Below are 18,405 nucleotides of genomic sequence, written 5' to 3'. Positions count from 1 at the left end.
CAATTGAAAGTCTGCAAGGGTTATGTTATATGGATAATGTGAAAATGGTGAATTGTAAGTTAATCAATACATCTTTGGCATTTGAGTATTGTTCAAATATTGATGCGGATATTGTCTCGCATATTGATAGTATAACCAATCCTATATCTGGAGTAATAAGAGCTCATAGTATTGGTGAAATTATTTTAGATGAAACAAAAATTAATCCCCAAGATACAAAAATTATGATTACAAATCCAATTGTTGGAGACTCATATCAATGTGATTATGTAAACTGTTAAATATGGTTGATAATATAGCCGAAAGAATTTAAGGAGGATTCATATGTATAATTTTTCAAAACTAACAAATAGGAAAGAAACAGATTCATTGAAATGGGATGTTGCCAAGCATGAATTACCTATGTGGGTTGCTGATATGGATTTTGAAACAGCTCCTGAAATAGTTGAAGCAATCGAAAAAAGAGTGAGTCATAAAATTTTTGGATATAATATTGTTCCTGATGAATATTTTCAAAGTATTCAATACTGGTGGCAAACAAGACATCAGTATAATATGGAAAAAGAATGGATGATGTTTTGTACTGGAGTTGTACCAGCTATATCTTCAATTGTGAGAAAATTAACAACTGTTGGTGAGAATGTTCTCATTCAATCACCAGTTTATAATATATTCTACAATTCAATTCTTAATAATGGGCGTTGTGTATTATCAAGTGATCTTGTTTATGATGGATATGAATATAATATTGATTTTGATGATTTAGAAAAAAAACTTGCTATGCCACAAACAACCTTAATGATTTTATGTAATCCTCATAATCCAATTGGAAAAATATGGAGTCAAGAAACATTACAGCGAATTGGTGATTTAGCTGCTCAATATCATGTTGTGGTTGTTTCTGATGAAATTCATTGTGATATTGTTACACCAGGGAAAGAGTATGTTCCTTTTGCAAGCGTTTCTCAAACAAATCTCATGAACAGTATTACTTGTATTGCACCAACAAAAACATTTAATTTGGCTGGTTTGCAAACATCATGTATTGTTGTACCCAATGCTATTTTGCGTCATAAGGTCAATCGTGCTATCAACACTGATGAAGTTGCTGAACCCAATAGTTTTGCTATAACAGCATCAATAACGGCTTTTGAAAAAGGTGGAAAGTGGCTTGAGGAATTGAAAAGTTATATTGAAAGTAATAAGCAAATGGCTCATGCTTATATAAAGACATATTTACCCGAATTACATGTTACTCCTAGTGAGGCAACTTATCTTTTATGGATTGATTGTTCACATGTATGTAAAAACAGTTTAGAGTTAGTTGAATTTATAAGAAGTACAACTGGATTGTATTTATCCTCTGGTGAAGAATATGGAAAGAATGCAAAAAGTTTTATACGTATGAATATTGCTTGCCCTCAAGAACGCTTAAATGATGGCTTAAAGAGATTAAGGCAAGGTATTGGAAATTATAAAAAAGGAAGTGAAAATTATGAATAAAAAGAAATTAGAGAGATTACATGAATTTGAAGATGTTATGAATATGGAAAAGCTTTATAACAAAACAACTGAGGAGATAATCAAACAATATTATTTTCAAACTGATCATTTTATAAAATCAAGTGATCAAGGTTTTCAATTAACATCTAGTGAGTTAACAGTTTTAAAAGCTCTCATGAAAATTTGATAGATGATTTTATCGATATCAAATCTTGTAGATAATTAGTTAGATTTACAAATTATAAATGAATGTAAAATCAGTTCAATAATCAAAAATTGTTGATTGAGAGGCTTAATAAACTAGAAAAGAATCCAATAATTGCTAAATAAAAAAACAATCACTAAACTGTGATTGAAATTTTAAAGTTTGATTAATTTATTTTCTTTAAAATAATAAATATCTTCTCTTTTATATCCATATTTTGAGTTCGGCATACTAATGTGAGGTTCAAAGGTAAACATGTTTACCTTTGATAATTGTGTTTGATTACCTTTTTCAATGTAAATTCTTTCTTCTTGATTTTTTACAATTGAGTGACCCAAATTACCAAGGAAGTCTAAATTTACAAATCCTTTCTTCTTGATGATATCATTCATAATATAATAGAGTTCTTCAAAAGTCATATCATCTGTTACAATCTATATTAACCTTTCATGAAGATATTTTTCCATTAACAATCCATTTTTCCACTCTTGATTTTGAATATTATTGATATCATTAATAACTTTGCTATTTTCAATAATAATAGTTCTTGCAAAGTCACCCCAATATTTATTGTTTTGTGGGCTTAAATCAATAGTGATAATATCATTATTAGTAATTATTCTATTTGCAACTTTATATCTTTTTCCAGAAATGGACATTGTTGTTTCATCACCAGAAAATATTAATGCTCCAACATTCCAATACCAAAAAGAGTCCGCACCATTTTCAAGCATATATTTTTCACACATATCTTTGATTTCTTTTAAACTCATACCAACAGAAATATTGTTTATGAGATATTGCATTGTTTTTCTATTTAAATTTTGCATAGTTAAATTATTCATTATATCTCTCCCATTTTTATGTTTTGAAATAATTATATCATAGTAATTATTTTTTTATAGCAAAAAGAATATATTGAATTTATAGAAAATAATTTTTAGTTAGTATAAAGAGTTATCAAAATGGTATGTTGGCCAAAATGACTCATCACAAAAAGATGACTTTTGGTTGTATATGATTAACTTTAGACAAAAAAAGAGCAATGATTTGCTCTAACTTTCTCATGGCAGGGGTGGCAGGAATCGAACCCGCGTCCACGGTTTTGGAGACCGATGCTCTACCATTGAACCACACCCCTACAAAATATGGTGACCTGTACGGGATTCGAACCCGTGAATGCATGCGTGAAAGGCATGTGAGTTAACCGTTTCTCCAACAGGCCAATTTCTGTTGCCACAATATAATATCATATAAAAAAAACAAAAGCAATAGTAAAAATGATGAATAAATGATATTATATAAAAGTATTGGAGGAAATATTATGTTTGGATTTGGTAAAAAAATAGAAATAAAGAAATTGGATATTAATGAAGGATATCGTCGATATGTGAAGAATCCTGATAAGTATGTTATTATTTGTGCTGATGAAGTAAAGGATTTTGATAATTTACACATTGCTGGTGCTGAATGTTTACCATTAAGAATCATGGACCATTTTGAGGATTATTATCCTGAAGAAGATTGTATTTATTGTGTCTATGCTATTAATCCTGCAATTAGTGAAAGGGCATATAAGAAGATTTATAAAAAGGGTTATGAAGTTTATGATATGGGTGGATTTATGGACTTTCATGAACAAGAAGAAGGTCTTAACGCTTCTAAGCGTTCATTAAGAAGAAAAAAATAAAATATTTTAAATTTTCAAGTCTGTTTCTTTGTCCTCTTGAATATGATTGTGGTATAATGGTCTTAAGAAAGTAAGGGAGGAATCATATATGGCTCAAAATTTAAAATTCATAGTAACAGACCCAGTTGGACTCTATGCTACTCCTACCACAGAACTTGTTAATGCAGTCAAACAATTTCATAGTGATGTTTCTTTACGTTATGGAAACAAAGAAGTCAATTTGAAAAGTATGATGGGAGTTTTATCTTTAGGAATCCCTACAAAAGCGCAATTAGAAATTATTGCAGATGGTGGAGATGAGAAGCAGGCTATAGAGGAAATTAAAGCTAAAATTAATGAACTGGGAATTTCAACAATTGAATAATAATGGAGGGGATATCGAAAGATATCCTTTTCTTATAAAAAAACGTGACCTATTCATCATATGAATTGAGAAAAATAAAGAGGTATGAGATACTAAAAATAATGTAAGGAGGTTGCATATGATAAAATATATAAGAAAAAGAGATGGTCGAATGGACCAGTTTGACGTCAATAAGATTGCTGGAGCTATTTATAAAGCCTTTCAAGCAACAGAAGCTAAATATGATCTAGATACAGCTATTGCAGTTGCACAAGAGGTGGAAGAAAAATTAGAAGCAAGACATAGTGAACTTCCAACTGTTGAATTGGTACAAGATACTGTAGAAGAGACATTGATATCAAAGGGATATGTCAGAATTGCAAAAGCTTATATTTTGTATCGTGCAGAACGTACTCGTTCACGAGATCGTAAATCTCGTTTAATGAAAACAATGGAAGAAATTACTTTTCAAGATGCTAAGGATAGCGATTTAAAACGTGAGAATGCTAACGTCAATGCTGATGCACCAATGGGTACAATGTTAAAGTATGGAGCTGAAGCAGCCAAACAATTTAATGAAATGTTTGTTTTAAATCCATTGCATAGTGCTGCACATAAATCTGGTGATATTCATATTCATGATATGGACTTCTTAACTCTCACAACAACATGCACACAAATAGATATCATAAAATTGTTTAAAAACGGATTTTCAACTGGACATGGTGTTTTACGAGAACCAAATAGTATAACAACATATTCAGCATTAACATGTATTGCTATTCAATCTAACCAGAATGATCAGCATGGTGGACAAGCAATTGTGAACTTTGATTATGGTATGGCTGAAGGCGTAAGACGTTCATATAAAAAATGGTATTATAAAAATTTGAAAAAAGCTCTTGAATTATTAACAGATATGAATGTAAATGAGGTATTACAAAAAGTAAAATCACTTCATGTTTTTCCTACATTAGAGGATAATGGATATTTATTGGCTGAAAAAGAAATTCTTTTGCAATATGGTTTTAGTCAACAAATAATTGAGAAGATTCAAAACTTTACTTGTGAAGAGACATATCAAGAAACAGATAAAGAAACATATCAAGCTATGGAAGCATTAATTCATAATTTGAATACAATGAATTCAAGAGCGGGTGCACAAGTTCCATTTAGTTCGATTAATTATGGAATGGATACATCTCCTGAAGGGAGAATGGCTATTCGCAATGTGTTATTGGCAACAGAAGCTGGCTTAGGTGGTGGAGAAACACCAATATTTCCTATTCAAATCTTTAGAGTCAAAGAAGGAATCAATTATAATAATGGTGAGCCAAATTATGATTTGTTCAAATTAGCATGCCGTGTTTCTGCTAAACGTTTATTCCCAAATTTCTCTTTTATAGATTCGCCATTTAATTTACAATATTATAAAGGAACACCAGAAACTGAAGTTGCCTATATGGGATGTCGAACAAGAGTTATGGGGAATATTTATGACCCAACGAAGGAAATTGCACCAGGACGTGGAAACTTGAGTTTTACATCTCTTAATCTACCACGTTTAGCAATTAAGTCTAAAGGTGATGTTGATGAGTTCTTTGAAAAATTAGATAAAATGATTGATTTATGTATTGCTCAGTTGCTAGAAAGATTTGAAATTCAATGTAAACGCAGAGTTATGAATTATCCATTTTTAATGGGACAAGGTGTATGGATAGATTCAGAAAAACTAAAATCAACAGATGAAGTCAGAGAAGTTTTAAAACATGGAACATTGACAGTAGGGTTTATTGGACTTGCTGAGGCATTAAAAGCTTTGATTGGTTATCATCATGGTGAAAATGAAAAAGCGCAAGTTTTAGGGTTGCAAATCATCGCTCATATGCGTAAACGTATGGATGAAGCTTCTCAAAAATATCAACTCAATTTTTCACTCATTGCAACGCCAGCAGAGGGACTGTCGGGGCGTTTTGTTAAGTTAGACAGAAAGATATATGGGAAAATGGAAGGTGTTACGGATCGTGAATACTACACCAATAGTTTTCATGTTCCAGTTTATTATCCAATCAGTGCATATGATAAAATTAGGATTGAAGGACCTTATCATACCTTAACAAATGGTGGACATATTAGTTATATTGAAATGGATGGAGATCCTACAAAGAATTTAACAGCTTTTGAAAAAGTAGTACGTGCAATGCACGATGCGCATATTGGTTATGGAGCCATTAATCATCCAGTTGATAGAGATCCTGTTTGTGGATACAATGGAATTATAGATGATGTTTGTCCGAAATGTGGGCGCACTGAATCAGAACATGATGGTTTTGAAAGAATTCGTCGTATTACTGGATATTTGGTGGGTACTCTTGATCGTTTTAATGACGGTAAAAAGGCTGAAGAAGCTGACCGTGTGAAACATGGTATTCATCAATGAAAATAAGATTGTATGGCACAGTCAATGATTCTATTGTTGATGGGCCTGGTCTAAGATATGTCATATTCACACAAGGGTGTTTGCATCACTGTCCTGGTTGTCATAATCCTGATAGTCATGCTATAGATGGTGGATATATTGAAGATACAGAGCAATGTCTGTTAGAAATTGATCAGAATCCATTGCTGGATGGTGTGACTCTATCTGGTGGAGAACCTTTTTTACAGGCAACGGCACTTATTCATTTTGTACAGAAGGTTAAGAAAAGGCATTTACATGTCATGATTTATAGTGGTTATACTTTTGAAGAAATATTAGAATTAGGTGATGAAGAGAAAAAACTTTTATCACTCTGTGATACTTTGGTTGATGGAAAATTTATTTTGTCTTTAAAAAGCATGGAATTATTATATAAAGGTTCATCAAATCAAAGAATCATTGATATTCAGGCTTCTTTAAAGACTCATATGGTGATTGAACAGGAGATAAACGAATATGGAGAATTTGTCTTTTAGACAAGTTCTTTTCTTATTTGCATATATTGTATAATAATGGTATAGTATGTCAAAAAGTGAGGGAAAGCTTATGAATATGAAATCTTTTGCAAAGGGATATAACATTTATAAATTAATCTGGATATTTTTTATTTGTTCATTTTTAGGGGCAATTATAGAAATTGTTTTTTGTTATTTAACTATGGGAAAACTCATGAGTCGTAGCAGCTTGATTTATGGGCAGTTTTCAATTGTTTGGGGATTGGGGTGTGTTCTTCTAACGATGTTATTGCATAAAATGGAAGGACAACGTGATCTTTCAGTATTTATTGTAGGAAGTTTAGCTGGAGGTATTTATGAATATGCGTGTAGTTTAATAGCTGAGGGATTGTTTGGTGTTCGCTTTTGGGATTATAGTGATATTCCATTTAATGTAGATGGCCGTATTAATCTGCTTTTTTGTTTCTTTTGGGGACTCATTGCAGTTATCTGGATTCAAAATATTTATCCTTTTTTATCACGTAGGATTGAAGAATTACCAGTGCGATGGGGAAAACAGTTAACTTGGGTTTTATCTGTTTTTATGGCTTATAATATTGCTATATCAGGACTCGCACTTATTCGTGCTTATCAACGCCAACAGCATATTCCTCCTCAATCATTTGTGAGCGAATATTTAGATGAACAATTTCCAGATGATTATATTGCCAAACGCTATCAGAATATTTTACCAAAAAAATAAATCTTGGAGTTATTTGCTCCAAGATTTTAATATATCTAAAACATACTGATAAACAGTTTGATTATTGATTTCATTTAAAATTTCATGACGCATGTTAGGAAATAAATGTGATGATACATTTTGATAACCAATTTCTTTCATAAAATTAACAGCTTTGTTGAATTGATGTTCATTAATTATACAGGGATCATCACTTCCTGCAATAAATACAATTGGTAATTGAGGCTTTTTCATAAGCCAATTTTGCAGAGAATAAGTTCTTTTCATAAGCCGAAAGAGTGATTCAAAACCATTGGTTGTAAAGATAAAGCGACATAGTGGATTTTGATTATATGCTTTGACAACATCTTGATTGCTACATATCCAACTGTTAGGAAGCGTCTTATCAAACTTTTTATTAAAAGTGTCAAAACCTATCTTTTGAATCATTTGTGGACGATAATGATCATTTTTTAAACGTCCAATAATACGTGAAAGACAAATTCCAAAATTAGCAGCAGCATTATGGCTTGGACTTCCACATACAAAAAGCCCATCAATATCATAGTCATATTTTTGACAGTAACATCTGACAATCAAAGACCCCATACTGTGACCAAATAAGTAACAAGGAAGTTCAGGATATTGTGCTTTTATCCAGCAGGTTAATTGATGAACATCTTCAACAATACCAATATGACCATTGTCATAAAAATATCCTAAATCATTCTGTTGATAAATACTTTTTCCATGTCCTCGATGATCATGAATAATGCAGACATACCCTTGTTGACAAAGATATTCCATAAAATCAAAATATCTTTCTTTATGTTCACACATACCATGTGAAAATTGAATAATCCCATGAGGATGTGATGGACTCATAACAATTACATCTAAAGGTAATTGATCAAAATGAGATTTAATAGTTAAATGTTCTTTCATATTCGACACCTCATTGTTATTATACATGAAAAGAGTGGGAAAATCATGTCATTTCTAGTATAATAACAACAAAAGGAAGTGAAAAAATGGAAAAGCCAATGTTGTGTTTTGATGTTGATGGAACATTGCGTGATAATGTCAATCATCAAGTCAGTGATTCTACTTTAAAATCATTACATATTTTAAAAGAATCAGGCTATAAATTAATTATTTCTTCAGGAAGAGGGGTTGATTCTCTTATGAAGACGGGGCTTATGGAAATGTTAAAATGGGATGGTTATGTTTGTAATAATGGGCAAACAATTTTAGATGCTGATGGGAATATATTATTTCAGGTAAGTATGGAAGAATCAGCAGTCCTACAAACATTAGAAATTGCTAAACAATTAAATTATGCAGTTGTTTTAAAATCAAAGACAAGAGTCATTTCTAAGGAACCAGATGAATATGTTTTAAAGTCTCAAAGATTTTTTAAGAGTGTCATTCCTCCGGTAGGAACATATGATGGGCAATGTGTCGAAGCCATGATTGTTTATGGACCAAGAGGATATAACTATGCTCCATTTCTTGAAATTCCTGGTATTAATGTTTTGCCAGGTGAATCAACATATGCTGATTTAACAATTGCTGATGTGAGTAAAGCAACCGGTATTGAATATCTATTAAAACAATATCATTTACACCAATATATAGCTTTTGGTGATTCTTTAAATGATGTAGAAATGTTTAAACATGCCTATATTTCTGTTGCAATGGGACAGGGAAATCCTCTACTCAAAGAAATTGCCACATATGTAACGACTTCAATAGATGATGATGGAATATATAAAGCATGTTTGCATTTAGGGTTGTTTGATTCATTTTATGTGGATTATTAATGCTTTTCTCTCAGCTTTTTTTGCTGGTCTCACATCTATACTTTCTAAAATAGGATTAGAAGATTTATCATCTCATTATGTGACTGCTTTACGAACGACTGTTGTTTTATTATTTACATGGTTGATGTATTTTATCACTGGAAGTTCGTTAGCAGGGTTAACGCCTTATCATTTGTTTTTTATTATTCTTTCAGGAATAGCGACTGGGATGAGTTGGTTATGTTATTATCGGGCATTATCTTTAGGTGATGTTTCTCAAGTTGTTCCGATTGATAAATTAAGTACATTCTTAACGATGATTTTTGCTTTTATTATTTTTCATGAAGCTATTACATGGTTAAAAATTGTTTGTATTTTGATTATGTTTCTGGGAACCTATCTTATGCAGAAAAGAACACATTATGTTGACAATAAGGACTCAAAATGGTTAATATATGCAATAACTTCAGCTATATTTGCTTCATTCACTTCAATTCTTGCCAAAATTGGTATTCAAAATGTTGATAGTCAAACAGTGACAGCAATAAGAACTATCGTTGTTGTCATCATGGCATGGCTAGTTGTGGGAGTCACAAAAAGCTATCAACCACTTAAGCAGTTAAAGAAAAGACAAGTTGGTGCTATTGTCTTTTCAGCTATAGCGACAGGAATGTCATGGTTATGTTATTTTGCAGCTTTAAAAGATGGGCCAGCAAGTATAGTCGTTCCGATTGATAAATTAAGTATAGTCGTTTCCATTTTATTTGCATCATTTGTTTTACATGAAAAACAAAATATCAAGACAATCTTTGGATTGATATGTATAGTCGCATCAACACTTTTATTATTGATTGCATAAAGGAGAAAAGAAAATGACAAAAGAAGAAGCAATTCAAATAGGACATGCCATGTATGCTTATGAAATAAGTGAACAGGCAGATATAGAAAGTCAAAATTTTGATGATTTATGGCAAAGTATATATGATATCTGTCAATTATCTCACTTTCATATTCTTGAAGATTTAGAAAGTGATGAATTAGATCAAGCAATCACATGGTTAAAAGAAACACAATCATTAACAAAAAAGTATCAAGAGACTGAAATCTATTTTTAAGGAGAATCAAATATGAAAGTTATAGATATGCATTGTGATACAATCTATGAAATAAATCGTTTACAAAAAGCTGGAGAGAATGTAGAGCTTCGTGATAATCATTTGAATATCAGTTTGAATAAAATGAAAAAAGGTGATTATTTACTGCAAAATTTCGCTATGTTTACTCATTTGAAAAAAGATGGTGATCCATTCCAGCATGTTCAACATCTTATCGATACTTTTTATTTAGAATTAGAGAAAAATCAAGATATGATTCAAATTGCTTATACTTATGATGATATTGAAAAAAATGCGAGATCTCAAAAAATGAGTGCAATATTAACATTAGAAGAAGGCGCAGTTGTTCATAATGATTTGGCTTATCTAAGAAATTATTACCGCCTGGGGGTACGTATGATTACATTGAATTGGAATTTTGCCAATGGAATCGGCTATCCAAATTTTGATATCCAAGGAGAGACACATGGCTATCATACTTGTGATGAAAAAAATGGATTAACAAGTTTTGGAATTCAATATGTTCAAGAATGTGAAAGGCTTGGTATTATTATTGATGTTTCCCATTTATCTGATGCTGGATTTTATGACGTTCTTGAATATACAACACAACCTTTTGTTGCTTCCCATTCAAATGCAAGAGGTGTTTGTGATCATGCTCGTAATCTCAGTGATGATATGATTGTCAAATTGGCGCAACGTGGTGGTGTTATGGGGATTAATTTTGCGGCTGATTTTTTAGATGAAAATGATCAGCAAGATGCTTTATCTAAAATATCATCAATGGTGAAACATATTATATATATTCGTGATCTGGCTGGAATTGACTGTATTGGATTAGGAAGTGATTTTGATGGTATTCCACAAAATCTTGAAATAAAAGATGCTTCTTATATGCCAATGTTATATCAAGCGCTGCAGAATGCTGGATTTCATGAGGATGATATTGAAAAGATTTTCTATAAAAATGTGCTAAGAGTTTACAAAAATGTTCTTTTATAAACAAAAATCAAGAATTATCACCTTGGTGATGGTTCTTTTTTTTATGAAAAAAGTGAAAAGGTATAAATAATGAAAAGTAGGAGAACATATAAGGTGTAAAGGAGAATTTATTATGAAAAAGTATGTGAGCTTATTTTTAATCATTTTATGTCTATTCACTCAAAATGTTTCAGCAACAACATCAAAAAATAATGATACTTTTACAATTGACCAAAATACTTTAGATGATAATCAATCACTATCTTTAGATATAGATATCCAATTATCATCATTGCTTTCTCAAGAAGTCATACATAGAGATGTGACAATACGTAATGAATTCCCATATGATTTACAACTTACTCAAGTCAAATTAGAAATTCCAGATGAATTGAATACATGTCTTTCTTTTGGGTTTCAAGATGAAAGAGATTTCATATCAGCTTCTCAAAAATATCAGATATCTCAATATTTGGATATACAATCTGAAACTTATCAACAGTTTAATGATTTTATAAAAAAACAACGTATCTCATCTTTACAACAGACGACATTATCTTTTCAATATTTATTAAATGAGTTGTCTCAGAATGCATCATTATCAGTTTTACATATTCATCTCGAATTTATGCCTATTATGTATCAGGGATATGTTTTTCAAGATTTAAATCGAACTGGTATTATGGATGATAATGATATTCCTATGGCTGGAGTGAAAGTTAATTTGTGGCAAAATGAAAATTTAATTGCTACCACTTCTACTTCAAAAGATGGATATTATCAATTTGTTAATCAAAAAGAGATATCACAAGGATATCTTGAAGTAGAAGAGCAGAATGGTCTTCATTTAACAAAATGTATGAAAGATGAAGAGTTAGGCAATTCATTTGAAGTAACTGATGGAAAAATGATAACACCTTTATCAACGGATTCACGAACTCAAAATGCATATATTGGTTTTGTAAAAAACACATTTAAAATTCATTATCATGCGAATGGTGGTCAGAATCTTTGGATTTTAGATCAGCAGGGTTATGAGACGAAAGCAAAGGCAGTGGTTTTAGGAAAAGGTTCTTTGGAACGTAAAAATTATGAATTTGTGGGTTGGAATACTGCACCTGATGGAAGCGGAATAACTTATCAGGAGGGACAAAATATCACTGTGACAACACATGATATCACTTTGTATGCAGTTTGGAAAAAGCAGGAACCAATAGTAAAGATTGAAGAACCAAAGGTTCCCCCTGTAAGTTTATTTGAGGTTCAAACATCTGATGAAACACCTCTTTTAATTTTATCACTCTTGTGTTTAAGTGCATTTGGTGGAATAATTGTTGCAAAGGCATTAAAGAAAAAAGAAAGCAGATAAGGTGGGAGTCCTTATCTGCTTTTTATTTGATATCAGTTTGGGAAAGGATATCATGAAGTAGTCTTTATTTGAAGGGAAAACAAATAATCTTTTTGACTACATGGTAAGTATAAAACAATTATGTGGGCGAAATTCGCAAGAAATGTAAAAAAATATGTGATTTATAGGAAAATATGCGTTATAGTATTATGAGAGGAATAAATTATGAAAAAAATAATGATGATATGTTTATGTTTTATGTTAATGGGATGTGGTTCACAACAGAAGCCTAGCTCTTATGTAGATGAGCCGAAGGACAAAGAGGATGATATTGGATGGGTAGGCACTTATCAACGTGGTGATGTTACACTTATTATTATGTATGATGAAGAGGTTCCCAATGGTTTTGAGTTCAATATGGAACTTGGAGAAATAGGATTTGGTGAATTCACACGATATATACAAGATGATAAGAAAAAAGCAATTTGTGATACAACTGAGGATGGTTATACTTTGCTTTTTACATTAAAAGGTGATAGTGTTATAGTAGAAGAATCGGGAGGGATAAGTTATTTAGAAACGGACCTCAATGGAGAATATAAGAGACAGTAGGAGGAATTATGAAAAATTTATTCTATAGATTAATTATCTTTTTAGATACAGCACAGGAGAATGATACAAACTATAATATTGCCTGGTTTATGGCAAATAATTTTTATCGTATTGCTGATATGCGTATTAGCGAACTTGCAAGTGAATGTTTTGTATCACCAGCAACAATTTCACGTTTTTGTCGAGCTCTTGGTTATGAGAATTTTGCACATCTGAAACAAGAGTGCTATACATTTCATTCTGATGATAAGAAATTTAATAATTTAATAAATATTCCATTAGAAACAATGAAATCCAATCCAGAAATTGCAACTCAGGAATATGTCAATCAAGTGATTGCCTATATTTCAGATTTACCAAGAATATTAGATTGGAAAGAAATTGATGCAACTTTAAAGTTAATCCATGATTGTGATTCGGTGGCCTTTTTTGGAACACAATTTTCTCAAAGTGCGGCTCTACATTTTCAAACTGATTTATTGATGTTAGAGAAATTTACTATGGCATATATGGATTCATCACGTCAGTTAGATTGTGCTAAGGAATTAACAAAAGATAGCGTGGCAATTATTATGACTGTAAATGGGTATTTTACAGGCAGTGGTTTTAAAATCTTACAATATCTTAAAAAGTCGGGATGTAAAGTTGTCTTGATGACATGTAATCCTGAGTTGGATATTAAGATTCCTATTGATCATACAATTCTATTGGGACAATCAAAGAATCGTAAAACGGGTAAACATAGCTTGTTGACTGCTGTCGAATTGATGTCACTTCGTTACTATTCTTTATATTATCCATCAATACAAGAATTAAAGGGGCATATCCTTTAATTCTTTTTTCTTGTTCTTGGATATAAAATTATATATAATAGACCTAACAAAGAGGGAGAGAAAATGAGAGAAATTAATCAAGAAACAATTATTGAAGCAGTCAAACAATTATGTATAGAAGCCAATTCAGTCCTTCCTTGTGATGTGAGACAGGCTTTAAAAGAAGCATATGTACAAGAAGATTCAAGTCTTTCTCGCCTGACATTAGAAGTATTAAATGAGAATGCAGATATTGCCCAAGATACAAATGCGCCCATATGCCAAGACACAGGTATGGCTTGTGTATTTGTGGAGATGGGGCAGGATGTTCATGTTCAGGGCTCGCTTTCTGAGGCTATTCATGAAGGTGTACGTCAAGGATATCAGTTAGGGTATTTACGTAAAAGCGTTGTTGATGATCCGATGTTTGAACGAATGAATACAAAGGATAACACTCCAGCCATTATCCATTATGATGTTGTTGTGGGGGATTGTCTAAAAATCACTGTTGCGCCAAAAGGTTTTGGAAGTGAAAATATGAGTCAAATCAAAATGTTGAAACCAAGTGATGGTGTACAAGGCGTTAAAGATTTCGTCATGAAAGTTGTCTACGATGCTGGTCCTAATGCCTGCCCACCTATGGTTATAGGTGTGGGAATTGGAGGATCGTTTGATTATGTCACAGTGCTGGCTAAAAAGGCTATGTTAAGAACTGTTGGCAGTCATCACCAGGATCCTCGTTATCAAGCATTGGAAAAGGAATTGCTAGAAAAAATTAATCAAACTGGTATTGGTCCAGCTGGATATGGAGGGCGTACAACAGCGTTATCTCTCAATATTGAGACTTATCCAACGCACATTGCTGGGCTGCCTGTAGCTGTGAGTATTTGCTGTCATGTGGCAAGACATAAGGAGGTTGTTCTTTGATGAAACGATTATCAACACCCTTTACAAAAGAAATGGCTCTGGATTTAAAAGCTGGGGATCAGATTTTATTAACAGGAGTCTTATACACTGGAAGAGATGCTGCACATAAGCGTATGATTGAGTTTATTGAAGAAGGTATAGAATTACCTTTTGATGTCCAAGATCAAATAATCTATTATGTTGGACCAACTCCAGCAAGGCCTGGTTCGATATTTGGCAGTGGAGGTCCTACAACATCTGGACGAATGGATGCATATACCCCCACAATGTTGTCAATGGGATTGCGTGGTATGATTGGAAAAGGTTATCGCAATCAGGCTGTCAAAGAGGCAATGAAAGAATATGGTGGTGTCTATTTTGGTGCAATTGGTGGAGCAGGAGCTTATATCAGTCGTTGTATTCAATCGTGTGAGGTTATTGCTTTTGAGGATTTAGGTCCAGAGGCTATTCGTAAGTTATATGTTAAAGATTTTCCATTGACAGTTATTATTGATACATTTGGTAATGATTTGTATGAAATAGGAAGAAAAAATTATTTAGGAGGTAAGCAAGATGGCAACACATAATTATAATGAAGTTGATATTCTTTATACTCTGATGTCATATGTCAATGTGTCATCTTCACAAGATATGTATTATACAATCGCTCATACGATTCTTACACATCTTGAGAAAATTCCTGATATTAGTATCAACGATTTGGCTGATTTATGTTATACATCACCAGCAACAATTTCACGTTTTTGTAAAGATTTAAACTGTAAGAATTTTGCTAGTTTTAAACATGAAATGGCTATCTCACTTGAAATAGCTAGAGATGAGATTCATGTTGATCCCCATGATTACACTGAGATTATCAAGCAGCCGCAATACTTGGTTGATAAAATGTATCAAGAAACAATTGCATCTTTGCAGTTGGTTCATCAAAGTATTAATATTCATAGTATTGATCAAATTTGTCATATGATTTATAATGCTAAAAAGGTTCATATGATTGGATATCAGTTTAATAAAATTATTTCTAATGATTTCCAAATGAAGATGCTAAAATTAAAAAAATTTGTTTATGCTTTTGTAGAACGTGGAGATGAAATTCAAAGATTAGATATGATTGATGAAGATAGTCTTGTCATTATTATTACAGTTCGCGCCAGAAAACAATTTATGGCTCCTTTATTAGAAAAGATTCATGAACATAATCCTCAAATCCTTTTGATTACTATGAATAAAGAATTTCAAAATGATTTGATAGATTTTACATATTGTATTGATGGGACTGAAAGTGATTATACTGAATCATCAATGCAGGGAACCATTAATTTTTTAAGTTTATTAAATTTGATTTATGTTAGATATGGTTTATTATATAGAAAGTAGGGAGAATATGTATAGTTTTTTAAATGATTATAGTGAAGGGGCTCATCCATTAGTATTAGATGCCTTAATTCATACAAATAGTGAACAAACAGTTGGTTATGGATGTGATGTTTATTGTCAAAAAGCAAAAGAAGTGATTTTAAAAAGAATACAAAATCAAAATGCTGATGTTCATTTCTTGGTTGGTGGAACACAAACCAATATGACTTTTATATCTTATGTTTTAAGAGATTATCAGGCTGTTATTGCAAGTGATGAAGGACATATTAACGTTCATGAAACGGGTTCTATTGAAGCGACTGGTCATAAAGTCATTACCAAACCACACCAAGAAGGTAAAATAACTGTTGAAATGATTCAGGCACTCTTGAGTGAGCATACTGATGAACATATGGTTCAGCCAGTTATGGTTTATATTTCTCAAACAACTGAATTAGGAAGTTATTATACATTGAAAGAGTTGCAAACGCTTTATGCTTTTACAAGAGAAAAAGGACTATATCTTTTCTTAGATGGGGCTAGATTAGGAAGCTCATTGGTTTTAGAAGATGCTCCTAATATGGCTGAAATTGCTGCGAATGTAGATGCTTTCTATATTGGGGGAACAAAGATGGGGGCAATGTTTGGTGAAGCGCTTGTCATTATAAATAATAATTTAAAAAAAGACTTTCGTTTTCAAATGAAACAAAAGGGTGCGATGCTTGCTAAAGGAAGATTGCTAGGTGTGCAATTTTATGCATTGCTTAAGGATTCTTTATATGAAGACATTGGACGTCATGAAAATGAAATGGCAATGATTATAAAGCAGGCATTTGAAGAAAAAGGTTATTCTTTATATGTCCCATCCTTTACAAATCAGATTTTTGTTGATCTAGACTCAAATATTATTCAGGCTATTGAAAAAGAATTTATGGTGACTCATATTAAGAAAATAAATGAAAAAAAAGAAAGAATCCGTATTGTAACTTCATGGGCTACACCTGTTGAAGAAGCAACGAAATTTGCCGAATTAATAAGAACTTTGTAAGAAGATGACATGTCTTCTTTTTCTTATATAAATCGTGGTTTTAACTGTACATATCAGCAAAATTGTATTATAATACTAAATAGGGCAACCCCCTAAATTTACATAGGAATGGAGATTATAATATGAACAAAACTGAATTAGTAGAAAAAATTGCTGCAACTGCAGGATTAACAAAAACTCAAGCAGAAGCTGCAGTTAATGCTTTTGTTGCAACTGTAACTGATGGATTAAAAGATGGAGATAAAATTACTTTAAAAGGATTTGGAACTTTCGAAGTAAGAGCTAGAGAAGCAAGAACTGGACGTAACCCAAGAACTGGTGAAACTATGGAAATTGCTGCTTCTAAAGTCCCTGCTTTTAAAGCAAGTTCTGCTTTAAAAAATGTTGTTAACGAAAAATAATGATTAATGAAGTGCTTTTAGGCACTTTTTTATTTTATGTTTTTTAAAAATACGTGCTTATTGGAATAATTTCATGTAAACTATAGTTAGGAGATGATGGAGATGCGAGTGATACTATATAAGACAAAACATGGAGCGACAAGAAAAATTGGAAAAGTCATTAACCAATATCTTCATGACTGTTTACTTATGAATATTGAGAATCTTGATTATCCAATTTTGCAAAAGGCGGATATGATTATTATAGGTGTGCCAGTTTATTATGGACGTTTAGATTCAGATATTGTTTTATTTATTCAAAAAAATCAAGAATTGTTGATATCTCGAAAATATTCTTTATATGTCATTGGTATTCTCCAAACTGAATTTATGACATATGTGACACAAGCTTTTGATTATCATATTTTAAAACATATCAAAGTTATTGCTGGGTTAGGTGGAGCACTTTATTATCCAGATTTATCTTTAACTGAAAAGATGATTTTACAGGTTATGAATAAAAGATCGCCTGTCATTCATAAAGAAAAAGATAAAGATATTTTTGAAAATTTTAATAATGAAGAAATTAGAAGATTTGCAGACAAAATAAAAAAATTATAAATTTATA

General features: G+C 31.7%; 22 protein-coding genes, 2 tRNA genes and 1 pseudogene. 21 read left to right on the top strand and 4 right to left on the bottom strand.

The window, feature by feature from the left end; translation table 11 throughout:
• From AC5M21_RS14080 to AC5M21_RS14070, 3 genes are all read left to right on the top strand, one after another.
• Positions 1 to 281, top strand: a 281-nt coding sequence (locus AC5M21_RS14080; protein WP_493531514.1) for a DUF3737 family protein, incomplete at its 5' end; no start/stop codon positions are given.
• A 43-nt stretch (positions 282 to 324) separates the two neighbouring features.
• Positions 325 to 1,503 (top strand): MalY/PatB family protein, encoded by a 1,179-nt coding sequence (locus tag AC5M21_RS14075; protein WP_008788010.1) that lies wholly within the window; start codon positions 325 to 327, stop codon positions 1,501 to 1,503.
• Positions 1,496 to 1,690, top strand: coding sequence for a hypothetical protein (locus AC5M21_RS14070; protein WP_008788011.1), 195 nt, complete (start codon positions 1,496 to 1,498; stop codon positions 1,688 to 1,690). Before AC5M21_RS14075 ends, AC5M21_RS14070 begins: the two co-directional genes overlap by 8 nt.
• A gap of 173 nt (positions 1,691 to 1,863) precedes the next feature.
• On the opposite strand, the pseudogene AC5M21_RS14065 reads toward AC5M21_RS14070, so the two are convergent.
• The 3 genes and pseudogenes from AC5M21_RS14065 to AC5M21_RS14055 form a co-directional block, all read right to left on the bottom strand.
• A pseudogene (locus AC5M21_RS14065) lies at positions 1,864 to 2,538 on the bottom strand (M24 family metallopeptidase).
• 237 nt (positions 2,539 to 2,775) lie between these two features.
• Positions 2,776 to 2,849, bottom strand: a tRNA-Trp gene (locus tag AC5M21_RS14060).
• Between the two features lie 8 nt (positions 2,850 to 2,857).
• A tRNA-Glu gene (locus AC5M21_RS14055) sits at positions 2,858 to 2,933 on the bottom strand.
• A 99-nt stretch (positions 2,934 to 3,032) separates the two neighbouring features.
• On the opposite strand from AC5M21_RS14055, the gene AC5M21_RS14050 reads away from it, so the two are divergent.
• The 5 genes from AC5M21_RS14050 (at position 3,033) to AC5M21_RS14030 (ending at position 7,417) form a co-directional block, all read left to right on the top strand.
• Positions 3,033 to 3,398: a hypothetical protein gene (locus AC5M21_RS14050; protein ID WP_008788014.1), complete on the top strand. Its 366-nt coding sequence runs from the start codon at positions 3,033 to 3,035 to the stop codon at positions 3,396 to 3,398.
• 88 nt (positions 3,399 to 3,486) lie between these two features.
• Positions 3,487 to 3,762: an HPr family phosphocarrier protein gene (locus tag AC5M21_RS14045; RefSeq protein ID WP_008788015.1), complete on the top strand. Its 276-nt coding sequence runs from the start codon at positions 3,487 to 3,489 to the stop codon at positions 3,760 to 3,762.
• Positions 3,763 to 3,880: 118 nt separating this feature from the next.
• A complete protein-coding gene (locus AC5M21_RS14040) occupies positions 3,881 to 6,181 on the top strand; it encodes an anaerobic ribonucleoside triphosphate reductase (protein ID WP_008788016.1) in 2,301 nt (766 codons plus the stop codon).
• Positions 6,178 to 6,696 carry an anaerobic ribonucleoside-triphosphate reductase activating protein gene (gene nrdG, locus AC5M21_RS14035; RefSeq protein WP_008788017.1) on the top strand — a complete coding sequence of 173 codons (519 nt, stop codon included), beginning with the start codon at positions 6,178 to 6,180 and terminating at the stop codon, positions 6,694 to 6,696. Before AC5M21_RS14040 ends, nrdG begins: the two co-directional genes overlap by 4 nt.
• A gap of 70 nt (positions 6,697 to 6,766) precedes the next feature.
• Entirely contained in the window at positions 6,767 to 7,417 is a 651-nt protein-coding gene (locus AC5M21_RS14030) for a putative ABC transporter permease (RefSeq protein ID WP_017143829.1), read from the top strand.
• A 9-nt stretch (positions 7,418 to 7,426) separates the two neighbouring features.
• On the opposite strand, the gene AC5M21_RS14025 is transcribed toward AC5M21_RS14030, so the two are convergent.
• On the bottom strand, positions 7,427 to 8,341 hold the full coding sequence (locus AC5M21_RS14025; protein ID WP_008790547.1) for an alpha/beta fold hydrolase: 915 nt from the start codon (positions 8,339 to 8,341) through the stop codon (positions 7,427 to 7,429).
• 86 nt (positions 8,342 to 8,427) lie between these two features.
• On the opposite strand from AC5M21_RS14025, the gene AC5M21_RS14020 reads away from it, so the two are divergent.
• From AC5M21_RS14020 to AC5M21_RS13960, 13 genes are all read left to right on the top strand, one after another.
• On the top strand, positions 8,428 to 9,219 hold the full coding sequence (locus tag AC5M21_RS14020; RefSeq protein WP_008790546.1) for a Cof-type HAD-IIB family hydrolase: 792 nt from the start codon (positions 8,428 to 8,430) through the stop codon (positions 9,217 to 9,219).
• Positions 9,206 to 10,057, top strand: a complete 852-nt coding sequence (locus tag AC5M21_RS14015; protein ID WP_008790545.1) for an EamA family transporter — start codon at positions 9,206 to 9,208, stop codon at positions 10,055 to 10,057. Before AC5M21_RS14020 ends, AC5M21_RS14015 begins: the two co-directional genes overlap by 14 nt.
• Positions 10,058 to 10,070: 13 nt before the next feature.
• The gene (locus tag AC5M21_RS14010) at positions 10,071 to 10,313 is read left to right on the top strand and encodes a hypothetical protein (protein ID WP_008790544.1); all 243 of its coding nucleotides are present in this window, start codon (positions 10,071 to 10,073) and stop codon (positions 10,311 to 10,313) included.
• 12 nt (positions 10,314 to 10,325) lie between these two features.
• On the top strand, positions 10,326 to 11,315 hold the full coding sequence (locus AC5M21_RS14005) for a dipeptidase (protein ID WP_008790543.1): 990 nt from the start codon (positions 10,326 to 10,328) through the stop codon (positions 11,313 to 11,315).
• Between the two features lie 112 nt (positions 11,316 to 11,427).
• Positions 11,428 to 12,663: an InlB B-repeat-containing protein gene (locus AC5M21_RS14000; protein ID WP_008790542.1), complete on the top strand. Its 1,236-nt coding sequence runs from the start codon at positions 11,428 to 11,430 to the stop codon at positions 12,661 to 12,663.
• A gap of 204 nt (positions 12,664 to 12,867) precedes the next feature.
• Complete coding sequence (locus AC5M21_RS13995; protein WP_017143828.1) at positions 12,868 to 13,254, top strand: hypothetical protein; 387 nt, start codon at positions 12,868 to 12,870, stop codon at positions 13,252 to 13,254.
• An 8-nt stretch (positions 13,255 to 13,262) separates the two neighbouring features.
• The gene (locus tag AC5M21_RS13990) at positions 13,263 to 14,087 is read left to right on the top strand and encodes a MurR/RpiR family transcriptional regulator (RefSeq protein ID WP_008790540.1); all 825 of its coding nucleotides are present in this window, start codon (positions 13,263 to 13,265) and stop codon (positions 14,085 to 14,087) included.
• A gap of 63 nt (positions 14,088 to 14,150) precedes the next feature.
• On the top strand, positions 14,151 to 14,993 hold the full coding sequence (locus AC5M21_RS13985) for a fumarate hydratase (RefSeq protein ID WP_117598688.1): 843 nt from the start codon (positions 14,151 to 14,153) through the stop codon (positions 14,991 to 14,993).
• The gene (locus AC5M21_RS13980; RefSeq protein ID WP_008790538.1) at positions 14,993 to 15,559 is read left to right on the top strand and encodes a Fe-S-containing hydro-lyase; all 567 of its coding nucleotides are present in this window, start codon (positions 14,993 to 14,995) and stop codon (positions 15,557 to 15,559) included. Before AC5M21_RS13985 ends, AC5M21_RS13980 begins: the two co-directional genes overlap by 1 nt.
• The gene (locus AC5M21_RS13975; RefSeq protein ID WP_008790537.1) at positions 15,546 to 16,370 is read left to right on the top strand and encodes a MurR/RpiR family transcriptional regulator; all 825 of its coding nucleotides are present in this window, start codon (positions 15,546 to 15,548) and stop codon (positions 16,368 to 16,370) included. Before AC5M21_RS13980 ends, AC5M21_RS13975 begins: the two co-directional genes overlap by 14 nt.
• 7 nt (positions 16,371 to 16,377) lie before the next feature.
• On the top strand, positions 16,378 to 17,397 hold the full coding sequence (locus AC5M21_RS13970) for a threonine aldolase family protein (protein WP_029158186.1): 1,020 nt from the start codon (positions 16,378 to 16,380) through the stop codon (positions 17,395 to 17,397).
• A gap of 122 nt (positions 17,398 to 17,519) precedes the next feature.
• The gene (locus AC5M21_RS13965; protein WP_008790534.1) at positions 17,520 to 17,798 is read left to right on the top strand and encodes an HU family DNA-binding protein; all 279 of its coding nucleotides are present in this window, start codon (positions 17,520 to 17,522) and stop codon (positions 17,796 to 17,798) included.
• 102 nt (positions 17,799 to 17,900) lie between these two features.
• Positions 17,901 to 18,398, top strand: coding sequence for a flavodoxin domain-containing protein (locus AC5M21_RS13960; protein WP_017143826.1), 498 nt, complete (start codon positions 17,901 to 17,903; stop codon positions 18,396 to 18,398).
• Positions 18,399 to 18,405 lie beyond the last annotated feature (7 nt).

This window comes from Coprobacillus sp. (genome assembly GCF_984815275.1).
Note: the sequence above shows the minus strand (reverse complement) of the source record. Positions and strands in the feature narration are given on the sequence as shown.

Coding starts and splice junctions, on each gene's coding strand:
- AC5M21_RS14075 (WP_008788010.1), top strand. CDS start 325: ATGTATAATTTTTCAAAACTAACAAATAGGAAAGAAACAGATTCATTG.
- AC5M21_RS14070 (WP_008788011.1), top strand. CDS start 1,496: ATGAATAAAAAGAAATTAGAGAGATTACATGAATTTGAAGATGTTATG.
- AC5M21_RS14050 (WP_008788014.1), top strand. CDS start 3,033: ATGTTTGGATTTGGTAAAAAAATAGAAATAAAGAAATTGGATATTAAT.
- AC5M21_RS14045 (WP_008788015.1), top strand. CDS start 3,487: ATGGCTCAAAATTTAAAATTCATAGTAACAGACCCAGTTGGACTCTAT.
- AC5M21_RS14040 (WP_008788016.1), top strand. CDS start 3,881: ATGATAAAATATATAAGAAAAAGAGATGGTCGAATGGACCAGTTTGAC.
- nrdG (WP_008788017.1), top strand. CDS start 6,178: ATGAAAATAAGATTGTATGGCACAGTCAATGATTCTATTGTTGATGGG.
- AC5M21_RS14030 (WP_017143829.1), top strand. CDS start 6,767: ATGAATATGAAATCTTTTGCAAAGGGATATAACATTTATAAATTAATC.
- AC5M21_RS14025 (WP_008790547.1), bottom strand. CDS start 8,341: ATGAAAGAACATTTAACTATTAAATCTCATTTTGATCAATTACCTTTA.
- AC5M21_RS14020 (WP_008790546.1), top strand. CDS start 8,428: ATGGAAAAGCCAATGTTGTGTTTTGATGTTGATGGAACATTGCGTGAT.
- AC5M21_RS14015 (WP_008790545.1), top strand. CDS start 9,206: ATGTGGATTATTAATGCTTTTCTCTCAGCTTTTTTTGCTGGTCTCACA.
- AC5M21_RS14010 (WP_008790544.1), top strand. CDS start 10,071: ATGACAAAAGAAGAAGCAATTCAAATAGGACATGCCATGTATGCTTAT.
- AC5M21_RS14005 (WP_008790543.1), top strand. CDS start 10,326: ATGAAAGTTATAGATATGCATTGTGATACAATCTATGAAATAAATCGT.
- AC5M21_RS14000 (WP_008790542.1), top strand. CDS start 11,428: ATGAAAAAGTATGTGAGCTTATTTTTAATCATTTTATGTCTATTCACT.
- AC5M21_RS13995 (WP_017143828.1), top strand. CDS start 12,868: ATGAAAAAAATAATGATGATATGTTTATGTTTTATGTTAATGGGATGT.
- AC5M21_RS13990 (WP_008790540.1), top strand. CDS start 13,263: ATGAAAAATTTATTCTATAGATTAATTATCTTTTTAGATACAGCACAG.
- AC5M21_RS13985 (WP_117598688.1), top strand. CDS start 14,151: ATGAGAGAAATTAATCAAGAAACAATTATTGAAGCAGTCAAACAATTA.
- AC5M21_RS13980 (WP_008790538.1), top strand. CDS start 14,993: ATGAAACGATTATCAACACCCTTTACAAAAGAAATGGCTCTGGATTTA.
- AC5M21_RS13975 (WP_008790537.1), top strand. CDS start 15,546: ATGGCAACACATAATTATAATGAAGTTGATATTCTTTATACTCTGATG.
- AC5M21_RS13970 (WP_029158186.1), top strand. CDS start 16,378: ATGTATAGTTTTTTAAATGATTATAGTGAAGGGGCTCATCCATTAGTA.
- AC5M21_RS13965 (WP_008790534.1), top strand. CDS start 17,520: ATGAACAAAACTGAATTAGTAGAAAAAATTGCTGCAACTGCAGGATTA.
- AC5M21_RS13960 (WP_017143826.1), top strand. CDS start 17,901: ATGCGAGTGATACTATATAAGACAAAACATGGAGCGACAAGAAAAATT.